The 23,462-nt window shown below is 62.9% G+C and carries 21 protein-coding genes, 3 tRNA genes and 1 pseudogene; 10 read left to right on the top strand and 15 right to left on the bottom strand.

Translation table 11 applies throughout. The annotated features are described in order from the left end of the window. Positions 1-15: 15 nt before the first annotated feature. The 3 genes from LOY51_RS20690 to recX all read left to right on the top strand — a co-directional run bounded on the left by LOY51_RS20690 (position 16) and on the right by recX (position 2,146). Entirely contained in the window at positions 16-498 is a 483-nt protein-coding gene (locus LOY51_RS20690; RefSeq protein ID WP_125859848.1) for a CinA family protein, read from the top strand. Between the two features lie 104 nt (positions 499-602). Then, complete coding sequence (gene recA / locus LOY51_RS20685; protein WP_125465169.1) at positions 603-1,670, top strand: recombinase RecA; 1,068 nt, start codon at positions 603-605, stop codon at positions 1,668-1,670. An 8-nt stretch (positions 1,671-1,678) separates the two neighbouring features. Beyond that, positions 1,679-2,146, top strand: coding sequence for a recombination regulator RecX (recX, locus tag LOY51_RS20680; RefSeq protein WP_110992368.1), 468 nt, complete (start codon positions 1,679-1,681; stop codon positions 2,144-2,146). Between the two features lie 223 nt (positions 2,147-2,369). Here recX and LOY51_RS20675 read toward each other — a convergent pair whose 3' ends face one another. Further along, complete coding sequence (locus LOY51_RS20675) at positions 2,370-3,488, bottom strand: LOG family protein (RefSeq protein ID WP_258642848.1); 1,119 nt, start codon at positions 3,486-3,488, stop codon at positions 2,370-2,372. Between the two features lie 306 nt (positions 3,489-3,794). Here LOY51_RS20675 and LOY51_RS20670 point away from each other — a divergent pair, with 306 nt between their 5' ends. Next, positions 3,795-3,995 carry a hypothetical protein gene (locus LOY51_RS20670; RefSeq protein ID WP_258642847.1) on the top strand — a complete coding sequence of 67 codons (201 nt, stop codon included), beginning with the start codon at positions 3,795-3,797 and terminating at the stop codon, positions 3,993-3,995. A gap of 1 nt (position 3,996) precedes the next feature. On the opposite strand, the gene LOY51_RS20665 is transcribed toward LOY51_RS20670, so the two are convergent. Then, complete coding sequence (locus LOY51_RS20665) at positions 3,997-4,419, bottom strand: quorum-sensing-regulated virulence factor family protein (protein ID WP_110992365.1); 423 nt, start codon at positions 4,417-4,419, stop codon at positions 3,997-3,999. 213 nt (positions 4,420-4,632) lie between these two features. Here LOY51_RS20665 and LOY51_RS20660 point away from each other — a divergent pair, with 213 nt between their 5' ends. The 3 genes and pseudogenes from LOY51_RS20660 to LOY51_RS20650 all read left to right on the top strand — a co-directional run bounded on the left by LOY51_RS20660 (position 4,633) and on the right by LOY51_RS20650 (position 6,689). Beyond that, entirely contained in the window at positions 4,633-5,343 is a 711-nt protein-coding gene (locus tag LOY51_RS20660; RefSeq protein ID WP_125859844.1) for a tRNA-uridine aminocarboxypropyltransferase, read from the top strand. A gap of 255 nt (positions 5,344-5,598) precedes the next feature. After that, positions 5,599-6,248, top strand: a pseudogene (gene erdR, locus LOY51_RS20655) (response regulator transcription factor ErdR). A gap of 75 nt (positions 6,249-6,323) precedes the next feature. Then, positions 6,324-6,689 (top strand): diacylglycerol kinase, encoded by a 366-nt coding sequence (locus LOY51_RS20650; RefSeq protein WP_011535182.1) that lies wholly within the window; start codon positions 6,324-6,326, stop codon positions 6,687-6,689. Between the two features lie 3 nt (positions 6,690-6,692). On the opposite strand, the gene finR is transcribed toward LOY51_RS20650, so the two are convergent. Beyond that, positions 6,693-7,619: a LysR family transcriptional regulator FinR gene (gene finR / locus LOY51_RS20645; RefSeq protein ID WP_110992362.1), complete on the bottom strand. Its 927-nt coding sequence runs from the start codon at positions 7,617-7,619 to the stop codon at positions 6,693-6,695. A 120-nt stretch (positions 7,620-7,739) separates the two neighbouring features. On the opposite strand from finR, the gene fpr reads away from it, so the two are divergent. Beyond that, the gene (gene fpr / locus LOY51_RS20640; RefSeq protein WP_125465163.1) at positions 7,740-8,519 is read left to right on the top strand and encodes a ferredoxin-NADP reductase; all 780 of its coding nucleotides are present in this window, start codon (positions 7,740-7,742) and stop codon (positions 8,517-8,519) included. Between the two features lie 77 nt (positions 8,520-8,596). Here fpr and tsaA read toward each other — a convergent pair whose 3' ends face one another. From tsaA to rimO, 5 genes are all read right to left on the bottom strand, one after another. Next, the gene (gene tsaA / locus LOY51_RS20635) at positions 8,597-9,292 is read right to left on the bottom strand and encodes a tRNA (N6-threonylcarbamoyladenosine(37)-N6)-methyltransferase TrmO (RefSeq protein WP_258642842.1); all 696 of its coding nucleotides are present in this window, start codon (positions 9,290-9,292) and stop codon (positions 8,597-8,599) included. Continuing rightward, a complete protein-coding gene (locus LOY51_RS20630) occupies positions 9,292-9,753 on the bottom strand; it encodes a YehS family protein (RefSeq protein ID WP_125465161.1) in 462 nt (153 codons plus the stop codon). The genes tsaA and LOY51_RS20630 overlap by 1 nt, the downstream gene beginning before the upstream one ends. A gap of 48 nt (positions 9,754-9,801) precedes the next feature. Then, entirely contained in the window at positions 9,802-10,512 is a 711-nt protein-coding gene (locus tag LOY51_RS20625; protein ID WP_258642841.1) for an rRNA pseudouridine synthase, read from the bottom strand. 120 nt (positions 10,513-10,632) lie between these two features. Further along, positions 10,633-11,091, bottom strand: coding sequence for a GNAT family N-acetyltransferase (locus tag LOY51_RS20620; protein WP_125465159.1), 459 nt, complete (start codon positions 11,089-11,091; stop codon positions 10,633-10,635). A 94-nt stretch (positions 11,092-11,185) separates the two neighbouring features. Beyond that, positions 11,186-12,517, bottom strand: a complete 1,332-nt coding sequence (gene rimO, locus LOY51_RS20615; protein ID WP_125859836.1) for a 30S ribosomal protein S12 methylthiotransferase RimO — start codon at positions 12,515-12,517, stop codon at positions 11,186-11,188. Positions 12,518-12,752: 235 nt separating this feature from the next. Between rimO and LOY51_RS20610 the strand changes: the two genes are divergently transcribed. Beyond that, positions 12,753-14,663: a potassium transporter Kup gene (locus tag LOY51_RS20610; protein WP_258642837.1), complete on the top strand. Its 1,911-nt coding sequence runs from the start codon at positions 12,753-12,755 to the stop codon at positions 14,661-14,663. Positions 14,664-14,699: 36 nt separating this feature from the next. Here the strand turns inward: LOY51_RS20610 and LOY51_RS20605 are convergent, their stop codons facing one another. The 5 genes from LOY51_RS20605 to LOY51_RS20585 form a co-directional block, all read right to left on the bottom strand. After that, on the bottom strand, positions 14,700-15,992 hold the full coding sequence (locus LOY51_RS20605) for a virulence factor family protein (protein ID WP_258642835.1): 1,293 nt from the start codon (positions 15,990-15,992) through the stop codon (positions 14,700-14,702). Next, complete coding sequence (gene mprF, locus LOY51_RS20600) at positions 15,992-18,634, bottom strand: bifunctional lysylphosphatidylglycerol flippase/synthetase MprF (protein WP_258642833.1); 2,643 nt, start codon at positions 18,632-18,634, stop codon at positions 15,992-15,994. The genes LOY51_RS20605 and mprF overlap by 1 nt, the downstream gene beginning before the upstream one ends. Before the next feature lie 264 nt (positions 18,635-18,898). After that, positions 18,899-18,975: transfer RNA gene (locus LOY51_RS20595), tRNA-Met, on the bottom strand. Positions 18,976-19,106: 131 nt separating this feature from the next. Next, positions 19,107-19,183: transfer RNA gene (locus LOY51_RS20590), tRNA-Met, on the bottom strand. Positions 19,184-19,318: 135 nt separating this feature from the next. Continuing rightward, positions 19,319-19,395 (bottom strand) — tRNA-Met (locus tag LOY51_RS20585). Positions 19,396-19,605: 210 nt separating this feature from the next. On the opposite strand from LOY51_RS20585, the gene dinB reads away from it, so the two are divergent. Further along, entirely contained in the window at positions 19,606-20,664 is a 1,059-nt protein-coding gene (gene dinB, locus LOY51_RS20580; protein WP_258646697.1) for a DNA polymerase IV, read from the top strand. Between the two features lie 46 nt (positions 20,665-20,710). Here dinB and LOY51_RS20575 read toward each other — a convergent pair whose 3' ends face one another. Together LOY51_RS20575 and LOY51_RS20570 are read right to left on the bottom strand one after the other, a co-directional pair. Next, positions 20,711-21,664 carry a YceB family lipoprotein gene (locus LOY51_RS20575; RefSeq protein WP_125465153.1) on the bottom strand — a complete coding sequence of 318 codons (954 nt, stop codon included), beginning with the start codon at positions 21,662-21,664 and terminating at the stop codon, positions 20,711-20,713. 21 nt (positions 21,665-21,685) lie between these two features. Next, positions 21,686-23,401 carry a proline--tRNA ligase gene (locus LOY51_RS20570; protein WP_125859828.1) on the bottom strand — a complete coding sequence of 572 codons (1,716 nt, stop codon included), beginning with the start codon at positions 23,399-23,401 and terminating at the stop codon, positions 21,686-21,688. Between the last annotated feature and the right edge of the window lie 61 nt (positions 23,402-23,462).

The following is a 23,462-nucleotide window of genomic DNA, read 5'->3' as shown; positions in this document are numbered from 1 at the left end:
ACTCAGGAGCCCGTCATGGACCCGATCACCGCGCTTTCCACCCGCCTGGGCGAGCACCTGCGACGCCTCAATGCCCAGGTGACCACCGCCGAATCCTGCACCGGGGGTGGCATCGCCGAGGCCATTACCCGTATCCCCGGCAGCTCGGCCTGGTTCGAGGCGGGCTACGTCACCTATTCAAATACGCAGAAGACCCGTCAGTTGGGCGTCCCGCAACCGTTGTTCGCCGAGGTGGGCGCGGTCAGTCAGGAGGTGGTCGAGGCGATGGCGCGCGGGGCCCAGCAGGCCAGCGGCGCACGCTTTGCCGTGGCGGTCAGTGGTGTGGCCGGGCCTGATGGGGGCTCGCCGGCCAAACCGGTGGGCACGGTATGGCTGGCCTGGGCCGATGGGGCCCATGTCCGCAGCGAACGGCGTCACTTCGAAGGTGACCGCGAAGCGGTGCGCCGACAGACGGTAATCGCCGCGTTAGACGGCTTGTTACAGCTTGGCGCGGAGTAAATCGCCAAGCGGGGGTTTGCGGAAACGAATCCCTGTGGAATAATACTGGCTACTTATACAGTTATTCCGGCCGTCAGGGCCAAGTCGAACACGTGAGGATTTCAATGGACGACAACAAGAAGCGCGCCTTGGCTGCGGCCCTGGGTCAGATCGAACGCCAATTCGGCAAGGGCGCCGTCATGCGCATGGGCGACCACGAGCGCCAAGGCATCCCTTCCATCTCCACCGGCTCCCTGGGCCTGGATATCGCCCTTGGCATCGGCGGCCTGCCCAAGGGCCGTATCGTCGAGATCTACGGTCCGGAATCCTCCGGTAAAACCACGCTGACCTTGTCGGTCATCGCTGAAGCCCAGAAGAACGGCGCCACCTGCGCCTTCGTCGACGCCGAGCACGCCCTCGATCCGGAATACGCTGGCAAGCTGGGAGTCAACGTTGACGACCTGCTGGTTTCGCAGCCGGACACCGGCGAACAGGCCCTGGAAATCACCGACATGCTGGTGCGCTCCAACGCGGTCGACGTGATCATCGTCGACTCCGTGGCTGCACTGGTACCCAAGGCCGAGATCGAAGGCGAGATGGGCGACATGCACGTCGGCCTGCAGGCGCGTCTGATGTCCCAGGCGCTGCGCAAGATCACCGGTAACATCAAGAACGCCAACTGCCTGGTCATCTTCATCAACCAGATCCGTATGAAGATCGGTGTGATGTTCGGTAGCCCGGAAACCACCACCGGTGGTAACGCCCTGAAGTTCTATGCTTCGGTACGTCTGGACATTCGCCGTACCGGCGCGGTCAAGGAAGGCGACGAGGTGGTGGGTAGCGAAACCCGCGTCAAGATCGTCAAGAACAAGGTCTCGCCGCCGTTCCGTCAAGCCGAATTCCAGATTCTCTACGGCAAGGGTATCTACCGTAACGGCGAGGTCATCGACCTGGGCGTTGCTCACGGCTTCGTGGAGAAGGCCGGTGCCTGGTACAGCTACCAGGGCAACAAGATCGGCCAGGGTAAGGCCAACGCCGCCAAGTACCTGCAAGAAAACCCGGCCGTCGGTGCCGAGATCGAGAAGCAGATCCGCGAGAAGCTGCTCACTGCTGGCGCCGTCGCCGCTGCTGGCAAGGCCGCTGCCGTTGAGGCTGATGCCGACGACATGGCTGACGCCGACGCCGGTTATTGATCTGCCCCATGTCCGCCGTACTCGACACCCCGGTCGCCGTGCGGCGGACAGCCATGGACCTGCTTGCACGCCGCGAGCATGGTCGCGTGGAGTTGACGCGCAAATTGCGTCAGCGCGGCGCAACGGATGAGCTGATCGAGCCCGCGCTCGATCGGCTTGCCGAAGAAGGGCTGCTCAGTGAGGCCCGCTACCTCGAAAGCTTTATCCGCTACCGATCCAGTGCTGGCTACGGCCCCGCGCGTATTCGCGAGGAGCTGGGGCAGCGTGGGCTTGCCCGCAGTGACATTGACCAGGCCCTGCGTGAAAGCGAGGTGGACTGGGCGGCGCAGTTGCAAGATGTCTGGCAGCGCAAGTTCGCCGGTCAGCGCCCACATGACCCACGCAGCCGTGGGCAGCAAACGCGCTTTCTCGCTTACCGTGGTTTTTCCATGGAGATGATCGGGCGGCTGCTCAGCGGTCGGGATCTCGACGACTAGGGTTTGTAGGAAAAGTCGCCGAGCGGCGATCAGGCAAGGCGAAAACAGGCGAGGAACGGCCGGGGTCGCGCTCGACTTTGCTGGTTGCAAATGAGCATTCCGACCGGGCTGGCGCACCAGCCTGTTTTCAACGCAGCATGATCGTCGCGCAGGCACTTTTCGTACAAAGCCTACTGATGCCCTGCATGGCCACCTGAAGGGAGCCATGCAGGGCATTTTGCGTTCAGCTCACCTTCAAGGCTTCTCGCGCCCGCTGGGTGGTGTGCATCGGCTGGGGCTTGGCCCAGTTTTCCGGCAAGTTGATAAAGTCCACCAGCTCACGCAGGCGCCCCTGGTCGCGGCCATTGAACGCGAATGTCAGGCGTGTCAGGTGGCTGAAATCCCCCTCCTCATGTTCGGCGCCACTGTCCGGTTGCTGGTTGTAACGGCCACTTAGACGCAAGTCGGCGAAACCTTCCTCGACGTCATGCAACGCCGCTTCGCTGAGCGGATGGTGCATGCGGATGACGAACTGGTTCTTCAACCAGCGGCTGGAGTGGTAGTTGCTGTAGAACTGGTTGATCTCATCCACGGCCTCGTCGGCACTGTGCACCAGGCGCACCAGCTTGAGGTCGCTGGGCAGGATGTAGCGGTTCTCTTCCAGCTGGCGGCTGATGAAATCGAGGCAGTCGCGCCAGAAGCTGCCGCCGGGCGAATCCAGCAGCACCACAGGCACCAGCGGGCTTTTCCCGGTCTGGATCAGGGTCAACACTTCCAGGGCTTCGTCGAGGGTGCCGAAACCCCCGGGGCACAGCACCAGCGCGTCGGCTTCCTTGACGAAAAACAGCTTGCGAATGAAGAAAAAGTGGAACGGCAGCAGTTTGTCGGTGCCATCGACCGTGGGGTTGGCATGCTGCTCGAAGGGCAGGGTGATGTTGAACCCCAGGCTGTGGTCGGCGCCGGCACCTTCGTGGGCAGCGGCCATGATGCCACCCCCGGCACCGGTGATGACCATTAAATCGGAGCGTGCCAGCGTCGCGCCCAGCTCCCTGGCCAGGGCGTACATCGGGTGTTCCAGCGGGGTGCGCGCCGAGCCGAAGACCGTCACCTTGCGCCGTCCTTTGTAGCGTTCGAGGGTGCGGAACGACTGGTCGAGCTCACGCAGGGCCTGCAATGTGATCTTGGCGTTCCAGCGGTTGCGGTCGTCATGAGCCATGCGCAGGATGGTCAGCATCATGTCGCGGTACAACGGCAGGTTGGGGCTGTTCGGGGCGACCAGTTGCAGTTGCTTGTCGATGTTGCCCAGGTCGATACCCTGGTCTTTGAAATGGTTGAACAGAAGCTCATTCGGTTGGTAAGGCATTCAACGTCTCCTTCTGCAGCAAAACCTCTGACCGGGTCGATGGTGTGTCCCGGCCGCGGCACTGCGTGTGCCGCTGGCTGCTATGGCTCGAGTGTGCACCCCGAGCATTGCAGTAGGCCTTCAAGGCCATGATGCAGTGGCAATTCCATCTTGTTGTCGTTGTTGTGGGTCTCGTTATCAATCTAGACGCTGGCGCGCCATTGCGCCGCCCGCCCTGCAAGCGGGCCGTCGGTCAGGTCAGGCCCAGCCTTTATGGGGCTTTGGTTTACTGGAGGGGGGCAAAAGCGCGACGCGGGAGGTGGCGGTATGCATCGACTGGTGATCGAGGTGGATGGGCAGCTGTTTCAGTTGCTGGCGCGCGAGGCGCAGGCCCATCACCTGAGCCTTGAAGGTGAATGCCTGCGTCGTCTGCAAGGTGCAGAGCGGCAATCACGGTATCTACAGGCCTTGCTGGCTGAATTGCGCGCCGACGAAGAGCAACGGCGCGCCAGCGATCAGGTGGTCTAAATCACTTCTTCTTGTTGCCGGCCACGCAGCTGGCGGCATCGAAGGCCTGATCCATGATGGGCTGGTTGGTCTTGTAGACGGTGAATCGATAGACCAGCACTGCACCCTTGGACATCAGCTGGCGGTAGCCGGTATTGCGGCAAACGCTGTCGCCCAGCTGGCTGCGTACCTGCTGCGGGTTGGCGCGCATGCGTTCGGCATGGCTTTCGCGCACGCTGAGGTGGTTGACCAGCGCCTTGCCTTTTTCGACGGTATAGCCTTGGTCGAGGATATCTTCGTTGATGGCGCGTGGGGTGCCGACGCTGCTTTCCTTGGCGACCTTCTCCAGCGTCTGTTTCAGCTCGTATTCCTGCTTGGAGGCGGCCTGGGCAGCCAGGGGCAGGGCGAGCAGCAGGCTCAGGGTCGGGGCAATTAGACGCAGCATGGATCTCTCCTGGTTCGATGACTGGCGCTTTGACCTGCGCCGGCAGGCGGCGTTCCCTGAAACTCGGTGTTTCCGGCCGCCACAACCGGCGATTATAAAGGAGCCGCAGGCGGGGCTGCACGGCAAATGACGCCGCCTCTGGTAGACTGGCGCCTTGTCATCCGTAGAGTCGTTTTTTGTGTTCGTCCCTTCTCAACGCCAAGGCCTGCAGCCATGAGCCATGCGGTAGCGCGGCTGCGCGCCGAGCGTCTGGCCCGCAGCATCAAACCTTTCGTCGCCCGCGGCTCGCGTGCCGAACGCTGCCCGCAGTGCCGGGTCATCGCCACGCATTGCCTGTGTGCCTGGAAGCCCAGGGTGCAGGCCGAGTCCGGCATGTGCCTGCTGATGCATGACACCGAGCCACTCAAACCCACCAATACTGGCTGGCTGATCGCCGACCTGATCGAGGACACCTCGGCCTTCGGCTGGCTGCGCACGTCGGTGGACGAGGGTTTGCTGGCGCTGCTGGAACATCCGCAGTGGCAGCCCTATATCGTCTTCCCTGGTGAGTTCGTCGCCCAGGAGCGGGTGGTCAGCGAGGTCGCCTGCGCCCCGGGCAAGCGCCCGCTGTTCATCCTGCTGGATGCCACCTGGACCGAAGCGCGCAAGATGTTCCGCAAGAGCCCGTACCTCGACAAATTCCCGGTACTGAGCCTGCAGGCCGAACAAATGTCGCGCTATCGCCTGCGTCGCTCCAAGCGCGACGACCATTTCTGCACGGCTGAAGTGGCGGCCATGTGCCTGGACCTGGCCGGCGACAGCCAGGCTTCGCAGGCCCTGGATGCCTATCTGGATGTGTTCAGCCTGCATTACCTCAGTGGCAAGCGACGCCTGCCGCTCGACGAGCAGGATGAGGTACACCAGCGTTTGCATACCTTCCTATAGTCCAAGGGGCGGGCGCTGCGGATTGGTTCATACTGACGGGGCTGGCAGCCAGGGAGGTGGGTTCGACCGGGCAATTGGCTTGACCACTCGGTGCGTGCTCGTCATCCTTGGCGCCGATTCGGGCACGACGAAGCTGCTGTTACCCCGGACTTCGCCGTGCCGTCCCGGCCGGCGGCCCTGCCGTTCGCGCCTTGAGTTGCCTGCCAGGTGTATCCCGTATCCCCGCGCCTGGCACAGAACAGGATCCATAGATCGATGGCCACATACGAAATCCTGATTGCCGATGACCACCCGTTGTTTCGCAGCGCACTGCGCCAGGCCGTTACCCTCGGCCTCGGGCCGGACGTGCGGCTGGTTGAGGTGGCAAGCATCGCCGAACTGGAAGCCAGCCTGACGGAAAAGTCCGATTGGGACCTGGTCCTGCTGGACTTGAACATGCCCGGTGCCTATGGCTTCTCTGGCCTGGTCCTGTTGCGTGGGCAGTACCCGCAAATCCCGGTGGTGATGGTGTCGGCGCAGGAAGAAGCGGCGGTCGTGGTGAAATCCCGTGAGTTCGGTGCCAGTGGTTTCATTCCCAAGTCCAGCGAGCTGAGCAAGATCCAGGAAGCGGTACGCAACGTGCTCGATGGCGATGTCTGGTGGCCACCCAGGCATTCGAGAAGGTCGATGTATCGGCAGAGGCAAAGGCCGCCAGCGAGGGGCTCGCAAGCCTAACCCCTCAGCAGTTCCGGGTGCTGACCATGGTCTGCGAAGGCCTGCTGAACAAACAGATCGCCTATGAGCTGAGCGTGTCGGAAGCGACCATCAAGGCCCATGTGACTGCAATCTTCCGCAAGCTCGGGGTGCGCACGCGCACGCAGGCCGCGTTGCTGTTGCAACAACTTGAATCGGTTTCCGCCAGCTAAGTCCCTGCGCCTTCACGCTTTTTTGACCAGTGTCGGATTAGCCTGCCAGGCTTTCATCGATGAAGTGAGTGACACATGTCGCCATTCAAGGGCCAGACCGGCCTCAAACGGATTTTCAATGCTGCCGGCTACTCGCTGGACGGCCTGCGTACCGCCTTCAAGGGCGAAGCCGCTTTCCGCCAACTGGTGTTGCTCAATGTGCTGCTGATCCCGACGGCTTTCTGGCTGCCGGTGAGCCGTGTCGAGCGGGCGATCCTGATTGCCGTGTGCCTGCTGGGGCTGATCGTCGAACTGCTCAACTCGGCGGTGGAGGCGGCCATCGATCGCATTTCGCTGGAGCGCCACCCACTGTCGAAAAACGCCAAGGACATGGGCAGCGCCGCGCAACTGGTGGCGATGTCCATGGTGGCGGTGGTGTGGGGCGTGATCCTGCTGGGCTGACCTTCAGGCGATCGGCGGCAGGACGATTTCGTCGCTACGCTGCACGCCTGCGGTGAAGCTGCGGCACAGTTCGAGGAACTCGCGCATGGCCGAGGTCTGGTACTTCTGCTTGTGCCAGATGAAATAGAACTGCCGCGCCAGGTCCAGGGCCGGGGTTTCCACCGGCACCAGGCTGCCGCGGCGGAAGGCGTCGCGCAGGGCCAGGCGCGAAATGCAGCCGATCCCCAGGCCTGACTCCACCGCGCGCTTGATCGCTTCGGTGTGTTCCAGTTCAAGGCGAATATTGAGGTTGGCGCGGTGATGGCGCATGGCCTGGTCGAAGGTCAGGCGTGTGCCAGAACCCTGTTCACGCAAAATCCAGGCCTCATGGGAGAGCTGCTCGATGCTGGCGTGGCCGACTTTGGCCAGTGGGTGCTGTGGGGCGCAGAACACCACCAGTTCATCTTCCACCCAGGGCTGTACTTCCAGGTCAGGGTGGTTGCAATCACCTTCGATTAGACCCAAGTCAATTTCATAGTGGGCGACCTGTTGCACGATATGCGCAGTGTTCTGCACGTGCAGTTTGACCTGACTCTCCGGGTGTACCTGCATGAAACTGCCGATCAGCAGGGTGGCCAGGTAGTTGCCGATGGTCAGGGTGGCTCCGACCGCCAGCGAGCCGAAGCCGGACTTGCCATTGAGCAGGTCCTCGATTTCTTTGGCCTGGTCGAGCAGGGCCACTGCCTGGGGCAGTAACTGATGGCCCAGGGCGTTGAGGCTCAGGCGCTTGCCGGCGCGGTCGAACAGTTGGCAACTGGATTGGCGCTCCAGTTCGGTGATCGAGGTGCTGGCGGCTGACTGCGACAAGGCCAGCACGCCCGCAGCCCGGGACACGCTCTGGTGCTGGGCGACGGCGACGAAGACCTGAAGTTGACGAAGTGTAAATCGCATATCTATATAACCGATAACACATATCTTGATAATTCAGTTAACAGATATTGTCGCTGCCCCTAAACTATCGCGCAACTGTGCGCCTTGTGCGCGCTGCGTTTTTCTTCAGGAGCCCCATCGATGAGCAACATGAACCACGAACGTGTCCTCAGTGTTCACCACTGGAACGACACCCTGTTCAGCTTCAAGTGCACCCGCGATCCGGGCCTGCGCTTCGAGAACGGTCAGTTCGTGATGATCGGCCTGCAGCAGGACAACGGCCGCCCGCTCATGCGCGCCTACTCCATCGCGTCACCGAACTGGGAAGAGCACCTGGAATTCTTCAGCATCAAGGTGCCGGATGGTCCGCTGACCTCGCAGCTGCAACATCTGAAGGAAGGCGACGAGATCATCATCAGCAAGAAGCCTACCGGCACGCTGGTGCTTGACGACCTGAACCCGGGCAAGCATCTGTACCTGCTGAGCACCGGCACTGGCCTGGCGCCATTCATGAGCGTCATCCAGGATCCCGAGACCTACGAGCGTTTCGAGAAGGTGATCCTGGTCCACGGCGTGCGCTACGTGAACGAAGTCGCCTACCGCGAGTTCATCACCGAGCACCTGCCGCAGAACGAGTTCTTCGGCGAGTCCGTACGTGACAAGCTGATCTACTACCCGACCGTGACCCGCGAGCCGTTCGAGAACCAGGGCCGTCTGACCGACCTGATGCGCAGCGGCAAGCTGTTCAGCGATATCGGCCTGCCACCGATCAACCCGCAGGACGACCGCGCGATGATCTGCGGCAGCCCGAGCATGCTCGACGAGACCAGCGAAGTGCTGGACAGCTTCGGCCTGAAGATCTCTGCGCGCATGCGCGAGCCGGGTGATTACCTGATCGAGCGCGCCTTCGTCGAGAAGTAAGGCGAGCGCGGTAAACGAAAAACGCAGGCCTTGGCCTGCGTTTTTTTATGCCTGGATTCAGCAAAGCCGGTGCAGGCTCAACAATCCCGCACGACCTCCAGCACCCGGATCTGATCAGGCTGAGGGTAGTGCCAGCGCACCTGCACATCCCAGAACTTCACCCCGTAAACCCGCTCGACGGGCGGTACCTGATAGGCGGGCCGGGGGTCCTGTGCCAAACATTGTTCGATCAACGCCACCAGTGGCTCATCCAGGCGCAGCGCATGCTCGCGAGCCTGGGGCAGGGCGCTTTCACTCCACTGTACGGTAATGGGCGCTGGTGCCGCGCCAGCCATCTGGTTGGTCGCCTCCAGGATGCTATCGGCATAGGGCACGTAGGGTTTGATATCCAGCACCGGCGTGCCGTCGAGCAGGTCGATGCCTGAAAGCAGCAGGCGCCCAGGCTCGACGCCTTCCAGGCGCACCACTGACTGACCGATGCCGTTGGGGCGATGGGTGGCGCGGGTGGCGAACACCCCCATGCTCTTGTTGCCGCCCAGGCGCGGCGGGCGCACTTTCAGCCGTGGCTTGTCCTCCAGCGCTTCGTGGAACAGGAACAACAGCCAAACGTGGCTGACCTGCTCCAATCCCTCTACCGCGTCGCCCTGGTCGAACGGCGGCAGCAGTTCGAGCACGCCCCGCGCTGCTGGCGCCAGTTGCGGCTGGCGCGGGATGGCGAACTTCTCCTTGAAGCAGGAGCGGACGATGCCGACCGGCGAGACGGTGTGTTGCATCAGCCACGCACGCGCTGGGTGAGGCCCTTGAGGAAGTTGCGCAGCAACTGGTCGCCGCAAGGGCGGTAGTTGTCATGGCCGACCTTGCGGAACAGCGCGCTCAGTTCGGGCTTGGACACCGGGAAGTTGACCGCCTTGAGCACCGCGTGCAGGTCGTCCTCCTTCAGCTCGAAGGCCACTCGCAGCTTCTTGAGAATGGTGTTGTTGGTCACCGGCAATTCGACAGGTTGTGGCGGGCGGCTTTCGTCGCGACCACGGCGGTGGATCACCAGGCCGTCGAGAAAATAGGCCATGACCTTGTCCGGGCACTGTACGAAGCCGGGCTCTTCTTCTTTCTTCACATAGCCGGCAATCGCCTCTGCGGTTACCTGCAGGCCGGCCAGGCCGATGATCTCGGCCATTTTCTGGTCGTTGGCTTTGATCATGTAGCGCAGGCTACGCATGACATCGTTATGGTTCATTGCAGCAAATCCTGTTCAAGTGCCGCACCTGTGCGCGCGGCAGTAATGCTAGAAGCGTTCGGTGGCGGCGACATAGCGCCATTGCCCGGCTGGCAGCTTGCCCATCGACACGCCGCCCAGGCGGATGCGGCGCATGCCCAGCACCGTCAGGCCAGCGGTTTCGCACAGCGCCTCGATCTGCCCGCGTTGCGGGTTCTTCAGCACCATGCGCAGATGCTGTTCGTTCTGCCAGCTGGCCTTGGCCTTGGGTAGCTCCACGCCCTTGCGCTCCACGCCGCGGGCCAGGCGTTCCAGCGCACCAGGTTTGGCCTCGCCGCTGACCTGGACGATGTATTCCTGCTCGAGGCGACGCAGGTCGGCGTCGATCTTGCGGCTGACGCGCCAGTCCTGGGTGAACACCTGCAGGCCGCTGGCGCCCGGCAGCAGTGGGGCGATGCAGTCCTGGCGGGTGAAGTGGCCGTGCAGCGGGCGCAGGCCTTCGCGGTGGGCTTCGCTGAGGGTGGCCATGGACATGCCGGCCTGGGCGATTGTCACGTTCTGGCCAGCTTGCTGATTGAGCAGCAAGGTTACCGGCTCGAGGGTTTCGGCGCGGGCGCCAGGCAGCAGTTCCACGCGTTGGTCGACGATCTTGAATTGCGGCTGCTCGACCACTTCGCCATCGACCGTGACCCAGCCTCCTTCGATGTACAGCTCGGCCTCTCGGCGCGAGCAGCCAAGCTGTTCGATGAGGCGTTTGGACAGGCGGATAGGCTCGGACATGGACAATGAGTTCGCAGGGCAGGGAAAGCGCTCATTGTACCTGCCCCGGTAGGTTTGGGGCTGCAAATTGGTGTCATTTGCGCCATTTCGGCAAACAACCGCTACCTCGTAGGCCGCGCTTCACAGCGTTGCACGGCCCCGTTGCATGTGCAGCAGTGGATAAGGCTGCCCCAGGCCGTCCGTTGCCGAGCGGCCAATGATCTCGAAGCCTTCGTGCAAGTAGAAGCCAATGGCCTGGGGGTTTTGTTCGTTGACATCCAGGCGTTCGGCATTCAGTTCTGCCACTGCGTGACGCAGCAAAAGTTGGCCGACGCCCCGGCCGAAATGTTCGGGAGCGACGAACAGCAGGTCGACGCGACCATTGGCCACGCCGGCAAAGCCAAGGATGCGGCGGTCACGGTCCTTGCAGCAGACCAGCATCACTGCATCCAGATATTGGGACAGCACATGTTCACGTAACAGTTGGATGTAGGCGTCGGGGAGGAAATCATGGGTAGCCCGTACCGAAGCCTCCCAGATCCGCACCAGTTCCGGGTAGTCGGCATAGCGGGGGGTGTGCAGGGTCAGCGTCGGCTTCATCCTCGGCGGCTCCGGTGTGCGTTGGCCTCTGCACAAACATAGATGCAAAAAAATACCCCGCCAGTGGGCGGGGTATTTTCAGTGCAGCGGGCTGTCAGACTGGCTCTGCCCACATGTCGTATTCATCGGCATCAACGACGCGGCAACGCACTTTGTCGCCTGGCTTGAAGCCGTGGTCGCCATCGATGAACACGCTGCCGTCGATTTCCGGCGCGTCGAAGAAGCTACGGCCTACCGAACCCTGCTCTTCGACTTCGTCGATCAGCACTTCGATTTCCTTGCCGATGCGCAGTTGCAGGCGGGCGGTGCTGATGGCCTGCTGGTGGGCCATGAAGCGGTCCCAACGTTCCTGCTTGACGTCATCCGGTACCTCGTCCAGGCCCAGGTCGTTGGCCGGGGCGCCCTCTACCGGCGAGTACTGGAAGCAGCCGACGCGGTCGAGCTGGGCTTCGGTCAGCCAGTCCAGCAGGTACTGGAAGTCTTCCTCGGTCTCGCCTGGGAAACCGACGATGAAGGTCGAACGGATCACCAGCTCGGGGCACTGTTCGCGCCAGTTCTTGATACGGGCCAGGGTGCGGTCTTCGAAGGCCGGGCGCTTCATCGACTTGAGCACTTTGGGGCTGGCGTGCTGGAACGGGATGTCCAGGTACGGCAGGATCTTGCCGGCGGCCATCAGCGGGATCACGTCGTCCACGTTCGGGTACGGGTAGACGTAGTGCAGGCGCACCCAGGCGCCCAGGCTGCTCAGCGCTTCGCACAGCTCGAGCATGCGGGTCTTGACCGGGCGGCCGTTCCAGAAGTCGGTCTTGTACTTGACGTCGACGCCGTAGGCGCTGGTGTCCTGGGAAATCACCAGGATTTCCTTGACGCCGGCCTTGACCAGGCGCTCGGCCTCGCTCAGCACTTCACCGACCGGGCGGCTGACCAGCTTGCCGCGCATCGATGGAATGATGCAGAAGCTGCAGCTGTGGTTGCAGCCTTCGGAAATCTTCAGGTAGGCGTAGTGGCGCGGCGTCAGCTTCACGCCTTGAGGCGGCACCAGGTCGATCAGCGGGTTGTGGTCCTGGCGTGGCGGCACCACTTCGTGCACGGCGTTGACCACCTGCTCGTACTGCTGGGGGCCGGTGACAGACAGCACGCTCGGGTGCACGTCACGGATGCTGCCCTCTTCGACGCCCATGCAGCCGGTGACGATGACCTTGCCGTTTTCCTTGATGGCTTCGCCGATCACTTCCAGCGACTCGGCCTTGGCGCTGTCGATGAAGCCGCAGGTGTTGACCACCACCACGTCGGCGTCCTCGTAGGTCGGCACGACTTCATAGCCTTCCATGCGCAGCTGGGTCAGGATGCGCTCGGAATCGACCAGGGCCTTGGGGCAACCCAGGGAAACGAAGCCGACCTTAGGGGTGGCGGGAGTGGTGGACATGGCTAACCTCGGTATTGAATACAGGTCGCCCGGCCGGTAACGGGGGCGATCCTGGCGGGCGCTTTTCGCGCCTCTGATCAAAAAGTGCGCAATTCTAGCGAGCGCAAGGTCGCTTGACCAGCAGAAATACGACGAACGCTGCGCTATGCTTCGCGCCGTTGCGCAGGGGCCTATGGGATGCCCCGACGCGGATGGGAATTCAATCGGTCTAACAGGCCTTCTGCGGGAGTGGTCGATGGTTCAGGCAAGCAGTCACGCCGAGGGCGGGCACGAGGGTAAGCAGGGCGCGACGCGGTCGCTGGGCCTGCTCGTGGCAGCTGTTGGGGTGGTCTATGGCGATATCGGCACCAGCCCGCTTTACACCCTCAAAGAGGTCTTCACCGGAGGTTATGGCGTACCGGTCAACCACGATGGGGTGCTGGGCATCCTGTCGCTGATCCTCTGGTCGCTGCTGTGGGTGGTGTCGTTCAAGTACGTGATGTTCATCTTGCGCGCCGACAACCAGGGCGAGGGTGGCACCATGGCACTGACGGCGCTGGCACGGCGGGCCACGGCCAGCCATCCGAAGCTGCGCGCGCTGATGGTCATCTGCGGCCTGATCGGCGCCTCGCTGTTCTATGGCGACAGCATGATCACCCCGGCGGTGTCGGTGCTGTCGGCGGTGGAGGGCATGGGCCTGGCGTTCGACGGCATCGATCACTGGGTGGTGCCCATCTCGCTGGTGGTGCTGGTGGCGCTGTTCCTGGTGCAGAAGCACGGCACCGAGACGATCGGCAAGCTGTTCGGCCCGATCATGGTCACCTGGTTCCTGGTGCTGGGGGCACTCGGGGTGCATGGCATCTCGCAGAGCCCGGAAGTGCTCAAGGCCTTCAACCCGGGCTGGGCGTTGAACTTCTTCATCGTTCATCCGGGCATGGGCGTGGCCATCCTCGGCGCCGTGGTGCTGGCGCTGACCGGTGCCGAGGCGCTTTATGCCGACATGGGGCACTTTGGCCGCAAGCCGATTGCCCGTGCCTGGTTCATCCTGGTGCTGCCGGCGCTGGTGCTCAACTACTTTGGCCAGGGGGCGATGCTGCTGCAGAACCCCGAAGCCGCCCGTAACCCCTTCTACCTGCTGGCACCGAGCTGGGCACTGCTGCCTTTGGTGGGTCTGGCTACCATGGCTACGGTGATCGCTTCGCAGGCGGTCATTTCGGGTGCCTTTTCCCTGACCCGCCAGGCCATCCAGCTCGGCTATATCCCGCGCATGCAGATCCAGCACACCTCCAGCGACGAGCAGGGGCAGATCTACATCGGTGCGGTGAACTGGACGCTGATGGTCGGCGTGGTGCTGCTGGTGATCGGCTTCGAGTCGTCCGGCGCCTTGGCCGCGGCCTATGGGGTGGCGGTGACCGGCACCATGTTGATGACCACCATCCTGGTGTCGGCGGTGATGCTGCTGCTGTGGAAGTGGCCACCGGTACTGGCGGTGCCGATTCTGGTGGGCTTCCTGTTCGTCGACGGGCTGTTCTTTGCCGCCAACGTGCCGAAGATCGTCCAGGGCGGTGCTTTCCCGGTCTTGGCGGGGATCGTGCTGTTCGTGCTGATGAGCACCTGGAAGCGTGGCAAGCAGATCCTGGTCGAGCGCATCGACGAAGGCGCGTTGCCGCTGCCGCTGTTCATCGCCAGCATCCGTGTGCAACCACCGCACCGGGTCGAGGGAACAGCGGTGTTCCTCACCGCGCGATCGAACGCCGTGCCCCACGCGCTGTTGCACAACATGCTGCACAATCAGGTGCTGCACAGCCAGGTGGTGTTGCTGACGGTCGTCAGCGAGGACCAGCCGCGGGTGCCGGAGAGCGAGCGTTTTGAAGTGGAGGCCTATGGCGACGGCTTCTTCCGGGTGCTGCTGCACTTCGGTTTCATGGATGAGCCCGACGTGCCGGCGGCCTTGAAACTGTGCCATCTGGACCAGCTGGATTTCAGCCCGATGCGCACCACGTATTTCCTCAGCCGCGAGACGGTGATTGCATCGCGGCTGGAGGGGATGTCGCGCTGGCGCAGCAACCTGTTCGCATTCCTGCTCAAGAACGCTAACGGTAACCTGCGCTTCTTCAACCTGCCGTTGAACCGGGTGATCGAGCTGGGAACCCAGGTCGAGATTTAGTAACAGTTAGGGGCCGCATAGCGGCCCCTTTTCACATCATTTTTCAGCGACGCTGGACTTCCCCTGGCGGGTCTCGATCTCGTTGATCAGGCGCTTGGCCAGTGCCGGGTAGTTCTCGTCGAAGTGGTGGCCGCCGGGCAGCTTCATGCGTTCACCCACGGCAGTCTTGTCGGTGCAGCCGCTTTCGTCGGTTTCCTCGACACCATACACGCAGACCACCTTGGCGGCGGGCAGCTTGGCCATCTCCAGCCCGGTCGGGGCTTCCTGGCCTTCCTTGCCCAACCAGCCCTCGACCTCGATCTCGAAGCTGCCGCTGCGGGCGAAGGCCAGCAGGATCACCGCATCGACGCGTTTCTGGTCTTCTTCGGGCAGGCGGTTATAGATGGCTGGCAGTACGTCGGCGCCGAACGAGTAGCCGGTCAGCACGAAACGTTTGGTGCCCCATTTTTGGCGGTAGTGCTGCATCAGCTCGGACAGGTCGGCGGCGCTTTGCTCCGGCGCCTTGTGCTGCCAGTAGTAGCGCAGGGTGTCGATACCCACCACCGGGAAGCCGAGCTTGGCCATCTCGCCGGCGACGTCGCGGTCCAGGTCGCGCCAGCCACCGTCGCCCGAGAGGAACAGGGTGACGGTGTCGGTGGTCTGCCCGGCCGGGACTTCGACTACCGGGATCGCCAGGGCGTTGCCGTCCTGGCCGACCAGGGCTTGGGTGAGCTGAGCCTTGAGTACCTGGGGCAGGTGGATGTCGTAGTCGGCAATGCTGGTCTCGGCGTTGGCCTGGTCGCGCACGAAGGCGGCACTGGCATCGTCCGGGTTGTCGTTCCAGGCCACGTTCCAGTGGCCGTGGGCGGCGGATTTGGGCAATGCAACCTGGCAGCCCGGTTGTTCAAGGGTGAAGTCCACCGAGATGGCGCGGGCCTTGTCATCGCTCTGTGTGGCCAGCCAGCGCCAGGCCTGGGCGGCGCCGGGGCCGATGCCGGCGACCACGGTGGGTTTGTCGGACAACTGCGCCAGCGCCTCATTCATGGCCGCCTGCTGTTTACCGCAGTCGGCCGGTGGCAGGATCACCTGCACCAGTTGAGCTTCGCCGGCCTGGCTCAGGTCCAGCAGCTGCTTGTCGCTCAAGGCCTGCTCCTGTGGCACGCCGATGGCTACCCGGGCCTTGGCATGCACGCCAGGGGTGGCTCGGGTCAGGCTGCTGCCGTCGCCCAAGGTCAGGTGGTCCAGGCGCGCTTCTGGGGCAGGGCGGGTCCACAGCCAGAAGGCTGCAGCGCCGGCCAGGGCGGCCAGTAGCAGGGGAATCAGTACGTACAGCCAATAGCGTCGGATCATCAACGTTTCACCAATCCAGTCAGGCCACCAGCGATCAGGGCGGCGGTATCAGCCAGTGCCACCAGCGGGTCGAGCCCGGCCGGCACGGCCATGTAACGGGGTTCCCAGTCCGGCTGGAACTTGTCCTTGAAGCGCCGCAGGCCCTGGAAGTTGTACAGCTGCTCGCCACGCTGGAACACCATCGAACCCAAGCGCTGGGTCAAGGGTGCACCGCGCCGCGGCTGCAAGCCGGAAAGGGGGACCATCCCCAGGCTGAAACGGCCATAGTCATGGCTCTTGTAGTGGAGGATCAGGCCAACCATCATGAATTCCATGGTCAGCTTCGGCGCGTCCGGGTGGGCGCGCATCAGGTCCAGACTGGCCAGCTCGTTGCTGTGGGTTTCCAGCAGGTTGGCAAAGGCCACCGGGCGGCCCTGAAAACGGATCAGCGCGATACGGAAGTGCTGCAGGTATTCAGGGCTGAAGCGGCCGAGCGAGAAGCCTTTCTCGCGCACGTTCTTGCCTTCGAGCCAGGCGTCGGAGATTTCCTTGAGCTCGGCCAGCGGCGCTTGGCCGGGCTCGTGCACCTCAAGGCTCAGGCCGTCGCGCCCACCGCGGTTCCAGGTGTAACGCAGGTCCTTCATTTCCTTGCCCTTGGCTTCGAGGTCGAAGCGGCGCAGGTCGACCCGGGCTTCCTCGCCCAGCTTGATCGCGGTCAGGCCGATGTCCATGTAGAACGGCAGGTTCTCCGCGCGCACCTGGTAGAACACCGGGCGGGCGTGGTGCAGGTCGCACAGGTCGCGGAACTGCCAGATCATCTCGGCGCGCTCCTGGGCCGGCCCGATCGGGTCGTACAACGCCACCAGGCTGCGGCCACGGCGGGCGTACATGAGGAAGGCGTTGTCGCTGGGATGGAACAGCAGGGCCTTGTCGCCGGTCAACGCCAGGCCACCGTCGGGCTGGTCGGAGGCCAGCAGGATGCGGTTGGCGCGTTGCAGTTCGTCTTCGGTGGGCAGGTGGATCACCGGGCGCGCGGTGCGCAGCAGCCAGGTCAGGGAGACGATCACCAGAAGTACGGCGCTGCCCATGGCTGCGCGCAGGCCGCGTGGGGCATCGGCATCAAGGGTGAACTGCCACCACAGCTTGTGGGTGTAGGGTACGTCCTGATAGGCGAACAGCAGCAGCCAGATCGACGCACCGACCACGCAGGCGCTGGCCACCAGGTACACCGGCGAGAACGGCAGCTCGAGCAGCCTGCTGGGGCGATAGAACGAACGGCGGAACAGTGCCAGCAGGGCAGCGGTGAGGCACATGAGCGTGGCCTCTTCCCAGTCGAAGCCCTTGAGCAGCGACAGGACTGCGCCTGCCAGCAGCAGCACGGTGGTCAGTAGCCAGGCGGCTGACAGACGGCGGCGCAGGCCCTGAGCCAGTAGCAGGCACAGCACGCCGATGAGGCTGGCGCCGAAGTGCGACGCATCGATCAGCCGGTGCGGGATCAGGAAACCCATGTGTTCCAGGCGGCTGTCGATCTCGGGGGTGGCGCCGGAGAACAGCAGCACCACACCGGAGAGGAACACCAGGATTGCCAGTACCGGTGCAGCCAGCCCGGAAGCCGCGCGGATGGCTTGTTGGGCGAACAGCAGGCGGCGCGCTTCGTTGGCCAGCAGCAGTACGCACGCCAGCAGCAGCGGTAGCACAACGTAGATGAGCCGGTACAGCAGCAGTGCGGCGGCCAGTGGTGCGGCGCCCAGCTGGTTGGCAAAGGCGGCCAGCAGGATCGCCTCGAATACACCGACACCGCCGGGTACGTGGCTCAGCACACCGGCAGCCAGTGCCAGCAGGTAGACCAGTACAAAGGCACCAAATGGTGGAGCTTCCGGCAGCAACAGGTACAGCACTGTAGCGGCGGCGGCTACGTCCAGCGCGGTGATCAGCAGTTGCAGGCCGGCCAGGCGAGCGCTTGGCAGGCGCAGGGTGCGGCGACCGAACTGAACCAGCAGGCTGTCCTTGTGCGGTTGCTCTGCCAGGCGGCGACGGTACAGGCCCAGGACCAAGGCAGCGGTCAAGGCCAGCACTGCCACGGCAATCCCGCCCAGCAGCGGCGCGGGCAGGCGCAGTGCAGTGGCTGCGGCCGGCAGATTGCTGAGGGAGGCCAGGGCAGCCAGCGGCGGCAGCGCACAGCCCAGCGACAGGCTGGCGAACACGGTCATGCGTGCGACTTCCGTAGCGCTCAGACCCTGGCGGGCATACAGGCGATAACGTACCGAACCACCTGAGAGCATCGACAGGCCGATGGCATTACCGATGGCGAAGGCGCTGAAACCACCTAACACCAAGGTTCGTGGCGGCAACTGCACCGCCGCGAAACGGCTGGCCGACCATTCGTAGCCCAGCAGGATCAGGAAGCCGACTGCGGTCGCCAGCAGTGCCCCCAGCAAAGCGTTGGACGGCACGCTGAGCATGGCGTCATGCAGCGCGTAGATGTCCAGCTCGCTCAACAGGTGACGGCAGGCAATCAGGCCCATGGTGAACAGCACCAGGGTCAGCGCGAGGCCCAGGGGTTGGCGGTACTTGCTCAGGCGTTCCAGCCAGGGCAGGCGTTGTGCAGCCGTAGGCAAGGCCGCAGTCAGCGGTGCCTGGGTTTCGGGGGTGGGGGCGGTCATGGGTTACCCCGTGCGATCAGCGCGAGGTGCAAGCGAGCTACGGCCAAGTGAAAATCCCTTTGGAAAAACGTGTCCAGATATTACTCCGGCCCATGTAGTTAATCTGTTTCAGGATAGTTAAAGATAGTTCATTCAGCTATGTGGATCAGCCGCGGAGGCGAGGCGGGAGGCGCACTGCGCCTGGTCTGCGTGGCTCAATGCGATGAGCCGGAATGCAACAAGCCCCGCACTATCTTTCGATAGGCGGGGCTTGTTCTGACGATATGGTTGCGGGAGCCGGATTTGAACCGACGACCTTCGGGTTATGAGCCCGACGAGCTACCAGGCTGCTCCATCCCGCGTCAGTGGTGCGCATTCTACCGATTAGCGAGTGGCTGTCAAGCACAAATGCTTGATTTACTTGAACTTTTCAAAACTGCCGAACGTGGGCAATAAAAAAGGCCACTGTAAAAACAGTGGCCTTTCTAGAATCTGGTTGCGGGAGCCGGATTTGAACCGACGACCTTCGGGTTATGAGCCCGACGAGCTACCAGGCTGCTCCATCCCGCGTCAGAGGTGCGCATTCTACGGATTATCCAAAAGCTGTCAAGCATTAATGCTTAATAATCTCTAAGGTTTATCCGAAATGCTTTTCAGGGATCAATAAAAAAGGCCACTGTCGAAACAGTGGCCTTTTCTTTAATCTGGTTGCGGGAGCCGGATTTGAACCGACGACCTTCGGGTTATGAGCCCGACGAGCTACCAGGCTGCTCCATCCCGCGCCTGTGAGATCGAATTCTACGGAATTCCTTCCCGATGTCAAGTTTTAAATCAAAAAAACCTTTCCCGTTCAGACTCTTAGCGTGCCAGATCGGTGGCTGACCCAGTGTTGACGGGGGTTTCAGGCCGATTGTCGTGTACACCCTGTCTCCGTTCATGGGGCTTGGGGTAATATCTGTATGAATTTACAGTACTGGCTGTCGTCCATGTCCTTGCGCAAGATCATTCATGTCGACTGTGACTGCTTCTACGCCGCCATCGAGATGCGTGACGACCCGCGCCTGGTGGGGCGCCCCATGGCGGTGGGTGGGCAGCCAGGGCAGCGTGGGGTGATTGCCACCTGCAATTATGAAGCGCGGGCCTATGGCGTGCGCTCGGCGATGTCCTCAGGGCATGCCATGAAGCTGTGCCCAGACCTGCAGATCGTCAAGCCTCGCTTCGACGCCTACCGTGAAGCGTCGCGCGAGATACACGCGATCTTCCGTGACTACACCGAGCTGATCGAACCCTTATCACTGGACGAGGCTTATCTGGATGTCAGTGACAGCCAGTGGTTTGCCGGCAGCGCCACGCGCATTGCCGAAGATATCCGCAGGCGTGTCGCGCAGCAGTTGCACATCACGGTTTCTGCCGGGGTGGCGCCCAACAAGTTCCTGGCCAAGATTGCCAGTGACTGGCGCAAGCCCAACGGCCTGTTCGTGATTACCCCGGATCAGGTGGAGGCGTTCGTCGCCGCGCTGCCGGTCGCTCGTCTGCACGGGGTAGGTAAAGTCACTGCGGACAAGCTGTCGCGGCTGGGTATTGATACCTGCCTATCCTTGCGTGATTGGTCGCGCCTGGCATTGGTCCGTGAATTCGGCAGTTTCGGTGAGCGCTTGTGGGGGCTGGCGCGGGGGATCGATGAGCGTGCGGTGCAAAATGACAGCCGTCGCCAGTCGGTCAGCGTGGAAAACACCTACGATCATGATCTGCCGGACCTGGCCAGTTGCCTGGAAAAACTCCCCGACCTGCTGGCCAGCCTGAACGAGCGGATTGCCCGGATGGACAGTAGCTACCGGCCCGACAAGCCTTTCGTCAAGGTGAAGTTCCATGACTTCAGCCAAACCACCCTGGAGCAGGCAGGGGCAGGGCGTAGCCTTGATAGTTACCGGCAGTTGCTCAGCCAGGCGTTCGCGCGCGGGGGCAAGCCCGTGCGCTTACTGGGCGTAGGTGTGAGGTTGCGTGATCTGCGCGGCGCCCATGAGCAGTTGGAGTTGTTCGAAGACACATAAAGAAGGGGCGCGATGTGCGCCCCTTGCTGTTATTGCGTCAAGCCATTCATTGCGCGCCAGGGTCGGCGACCAGGCGGCCGGTTTCCTTGGTCAACGTCTTGAGGAAGTCCTGCTGCAGTTCCGGATCGTTGCGAGTCAGCTCGATCAGGCTCTGCTCCAGCTCGCTGGCTTCCTCTTCCAGGCCCAGCTCTGAGAGGCGCTTGACCCGATGTACCCACTGGCCGACATCGTCGTCTTCGAGGTCATCGAAGATCAGCTCGTGCGCTTCCAGCAGCTTGCCACGCAGGTTGCCGCTTACCAGCAGGCTGGCATCGCCACGCACGCCGTTGTCCTCGTCGACCACCTGCAAGTGCAGGGTGCCAACGTGCTTGAGGTTCTGCTCGGAGAACGGGCTGTCGAGCAGGTTCAGGCGTAGAACACCGTTCTTGTCGGTGGTCAGCTCGTGGGTCATCTTGCCAGCCTTGACCTCGACCAGGCGCTCGTTCCAGGGCACGCTGGTGAACTCTTCGCGCTTGCCCTTCTCGACTTCGCTGATGCCGGCCAGGTTCTGTTGCGCCCGGCCGTTGGACGGCGTGTTCATGAAGGGGTTGAGCCCTGCCACGCCATAGCTGAGCCAGTCGTGGGTCATGCTCTCGGGCAGGTTGCCCAGGGCGAACACGTTGGCCACGTTGGCGCCGATACCGGCAACCACGGCAACCGCACCCAGCGGGATCTCGTAGATCTCCCGCCAGGGCTGGTAGGGCGTGTAGCGGTCGTATCGGCGGGTCACCTCGAATTCGGTGACCTCGAAGCGCTGCTGTTCGTGAATGCGCACGCGCCGTTGCGGAAGCTCCATGACCTTGGGCTCGCCGACATCGATCTGCAGACTGTGTTCGAGCAGCTTGCGCTCGACGCGCTCTTCATGGTCGCTGCGCTGGGGCATCTGGTTGGCGCAACCGCTGAGGAGCAGGGCGCCGCACAGTGCGGCGCCCCCCAGGGTGTAGGTACTTCGCTTGGACATGATCACTCGCGCAACGGTTTATCAGCGGCGGATACGGGCCTGCAGGAAGCTCAGCACTTCATTGAGCGGCAACGCCTGGGCGTCTTGCTCGGTGCGGTGCTTGTATTCCAGGTTGCCTTCAGCCAGGCCGCGATCGCTGACGACGATGCGGTGCGGGATGCCGATCAATTCCATGTCGGCGAACTTGATGCCGGGGCTGGTCTTCTTGTCGCGGTCGTCCAGCAGCACGTCGAAACCGGCAGCGGTCAGTTCGGCGTACAGCTTGTCGGTGGCTTCGCGTACCACGTCGGTTTCGTAGCGCAGCGGTACCAGGGCGATCTGGAAGGGAGCCAGGGCGTCGTTCCAGATGATGCCCTTGTCGTCGTAGCTCTGCTCGATGGCAGCGGCGACCACGCGGGATACGCCGATGCCGTAGCAACCCATCGACAGCACCACCGGCTTGCCGTTTTCACCCAGCACCTGGCACTTGAGCGCCTCGCTGTACTTGGTGCCGAGCTGGAAGATGTGGCCGACTTCGATGCCGCGCTTGATGACCAGGGTACCTTGGCCGTCCGGGCTCGGGTCGCCTTCGACGACATTGCGCAGATCGGCGACTTGTGGAACCGGCAGGTCACGCTCCCAGTTCACGCCGAAGTAGTGCTTGTCGTCGATGTTGGCACCGATGCCGAAGTCGCTCATCAGGGCGACCGAACGGTCGATGATGCATTCCAGCGGCAGGTTCAGCGGGCCGAGGGAGCCGGCGCCGGCACCAATCGCGTCGCGCAGTTCGGCTTCGCTGGCCATGACCAGTGGCTCGGCAACCTGTTCCAGCTTGGTGGCCTTGATTTCGTTGAGTTCGTGATCGCCGCGGACGATCAGGGCGATCAGCTTGCCTTCTTCGGCGCCATGCACGATCAGGGTCTTGACGGTCTTCTCGATCGGCAGGCCGAAGTTTTCCACCAGTTGCGCGATGGTCTTGGCGTCAGGGGTGTCGACCAGGCGCAGTTCTTCGGTTGGGGCCGGGCGCACGGTTTCGCGCGGGATGGCCTCGGCCTTCTCGATGTTGGCGGCGTAGTCGGAGCTGTCGCTGAAGATCACGTCGTCCTCACCGGAAGAGGCGAGCACGTGGAATTCGTGGGAGTAGTTGCCACCGATGGAACCGGTGTCGGCCTGCACCGGACGGAAGTCCAGGCCCAGGCGGGTAAAGATGTTGCTGTAGGCCAGGTGCATGCGGTCGTAGGTTTCCTGCAGGGAAGCCTGGTCGGCATGGAAGGAGTAGGCGTCCTTCATGATGAACTCGCGGCCGCGCATCAGGCCGAAGCGCGGACGGATCTCGTCACGGAACTTGGTCTGGATCTGGTACATGTTCAGCGGCAGCTGCTTGTAGCTCGACAGCTCGTTGCGCGCGAGGTCGGTGATGACCTCCTCGTGGGTCGGGCCGACGCAGAAGTCGCGGTTGTGGCGGTCCTTCAGGCGCAGCAGTTCTGGGCCGTACTGTTCCCAGCGGCCGGATTCCTGCCACAGCTCGGCGGGCTGGATGCTTGGCATCAGCACTTCGAGGGCACCGGCGGCGTTCATTTCCTCGCGGACCACGGCCTCGACCTTGCGCATCACCCGCAGGCCCATCGGCAGCCAGGTGTAGAGGCCGGAGGCCAGCTTGCGGATCATGCCGGCACGCAGCATGAGCTGATGGCTGATGACCACGGCATCTGCCGGAGTTTCTTTTTGGGTGGCGAGCAAATATTGACTGGTGCGCATGGTGAGCCGTGTCGATTGCCTGAATGTGAAATGACCCCGCATTGTACGGGGGCGAGACGAA

It is taken from the genome of Pseudomonas sichuanensis (genome assembly GCF_024749065.1).
Classification (GTDB): Bacteria; Pseudomonadota; Gammaproteobacteria; order Pseudomonadales; family Pseudomonadaceae; genus Aquipseudomonas; species Aquipseudomonas sichuanensis.
This window is presented reverse-complemented; position numbering and strand designations above follow the sequence as displayed.

Excerpts from the sequence above, each read along its gene's own strand:
- LOY51_RS20610 (WP_258642837.1), top strand. The coding sequence starts at position 12,753 with ATGGTTCAGGCAAGCAGTCACGCCGAGGGCGGGCACGAGGGTAAGCAG.
- LOY51_RS20665 (WP_110992365.1), bottom strand. The coding sequence starts at position 4,419 with ATGCTGCGTCTAATTGCCCCGACCCTGAGCCTGCTGCTCGCCCTGCCC.
- tsaA (WP_258642842.1), bottom strand. The coding sequence starts at position 9,292 with ATGCAACACACCGTCTCGCCGGTCGGCATCGTCCGCTCCTGCTTCAAG.
- recA (WP_125465169.1), top strand. The coding sequence starts at position 603 with ATGGACGACAACAAGAAGCGCGCCTTGGCTGCGGCCCTGGGTCAGATC.
- LOY51_RS20690 (WP_125859848.1), top strand. The coding sequence starts at position 16 with ATGGACCCGATCACCGCGCTTTCCACCCGCCTGGGCGAGCACCTGCGA.
- LOY51_RS20650 (WP_011535182.1), top strand. The coding sequence starts at position 6,324 with ATGTCGCCATTCAAGGGCCAGACCGGCCTCAAACGGATTTTCAATGCT.
- LOY51_RS20625 (WP_258642841.1), bottom strand. The coding sequence starts at position 10,512 with ATGTCCGAGCCTATCCGCCTGTCCAAACGCCTCATCGAACAGCTTGGC.
- fpr (WP_125465163.1), top strand. The coding sequence starts at position 7,740 with ATGAGCAACATGAACCACGAACGTGTCCTCAGTGTTCACCACTGGAAC.
- LOY51_RS20570 (WP_125859828.1), bottom strand. The coding sequence starts at position 23,401 with ATGCGCACCAGTCAATATTTGCTCGCCACCCAAAAAGAAACTCCGGCA.
- LOY51_RS20660 (WP_125859844.1), top strand. The coding sequence starts at position 4,633 with ATGAGCCATGCGGTAGCGCGGCTGCGCGCCGAGCGTCTGGCCCGCAGC.
- LOY51_RS20620 (WP_125465159.1), bottom strand. The coding sequence starts at position 11,091 with ATGAAGCCGACGCTGACCCTGCACACCCCCCGCTATGCCGACTACCCG.
- LOY51_RS20675 (WP_258642848.1), bottom strand. The coding sequence starts at position 3,488 with ATGCCTTACCAACCGAATGAGCTTCTGTTCAACCATTTCAAAGACCAG.
- LOY51_RS20605 (WP_258642835.1), bottom strand. The coding sequence starts at position 15,992 with ATGATCCGACGCTATTGGCTGTACGTACTGATTCCCCTGCTACTGGCC.
- mprF (WP_258642833.1), bottom strand. The coding sequence starts at position 18,634 with ATGACCGCCCCCACCCCCGAAACCCAGGCACCGCTGACTGCGGCCTTG.
- LOY51_RS20670 (WP_258642847.1), top strand. The coding sequence starts at position 3,795 with ATGCATCGACTGGTGATCGAGGTGGATGGGCAGCTGTTTCAGTTGCTG.
- recX (WP_110992368.1), top strand. The coding sequence starts at position 1,679 with ATGTCCGCCGTACTCGACACCCCGGTCGCCGTGCGGCGGACAGCCATG.
- LOY51_RS20630 (WP_125465161.1), bottom strand. The coding sequence starts at position 9,753 with ATGAACCATAACGATGTCATGCGTAGCCTGCGCTACATGATCAAAGCC.
- finR (WP_110992362.1), bottom strand. The coding sequence starts at position 7,619 with ATGCGATTTACACTTCGTCAACTTCAGGTCTTCGTCGCCGTCGCCCAG.
- LOY51_RS20575 (WP_125465153.1), bottom strand. The coding sequence starts at position 21,664 with ATGTCCAAGCGAAGTACCTACACCCTGGGGGGCGCCGCACTGTGCGGC.
- rimO (WP_125859836.1), bottom strand. The coding sequence starts at position 12,517 with ATGTCCACCACTCCCGCCACCCCTAAGGTCGGCTTCGTTTCCCTGGGT.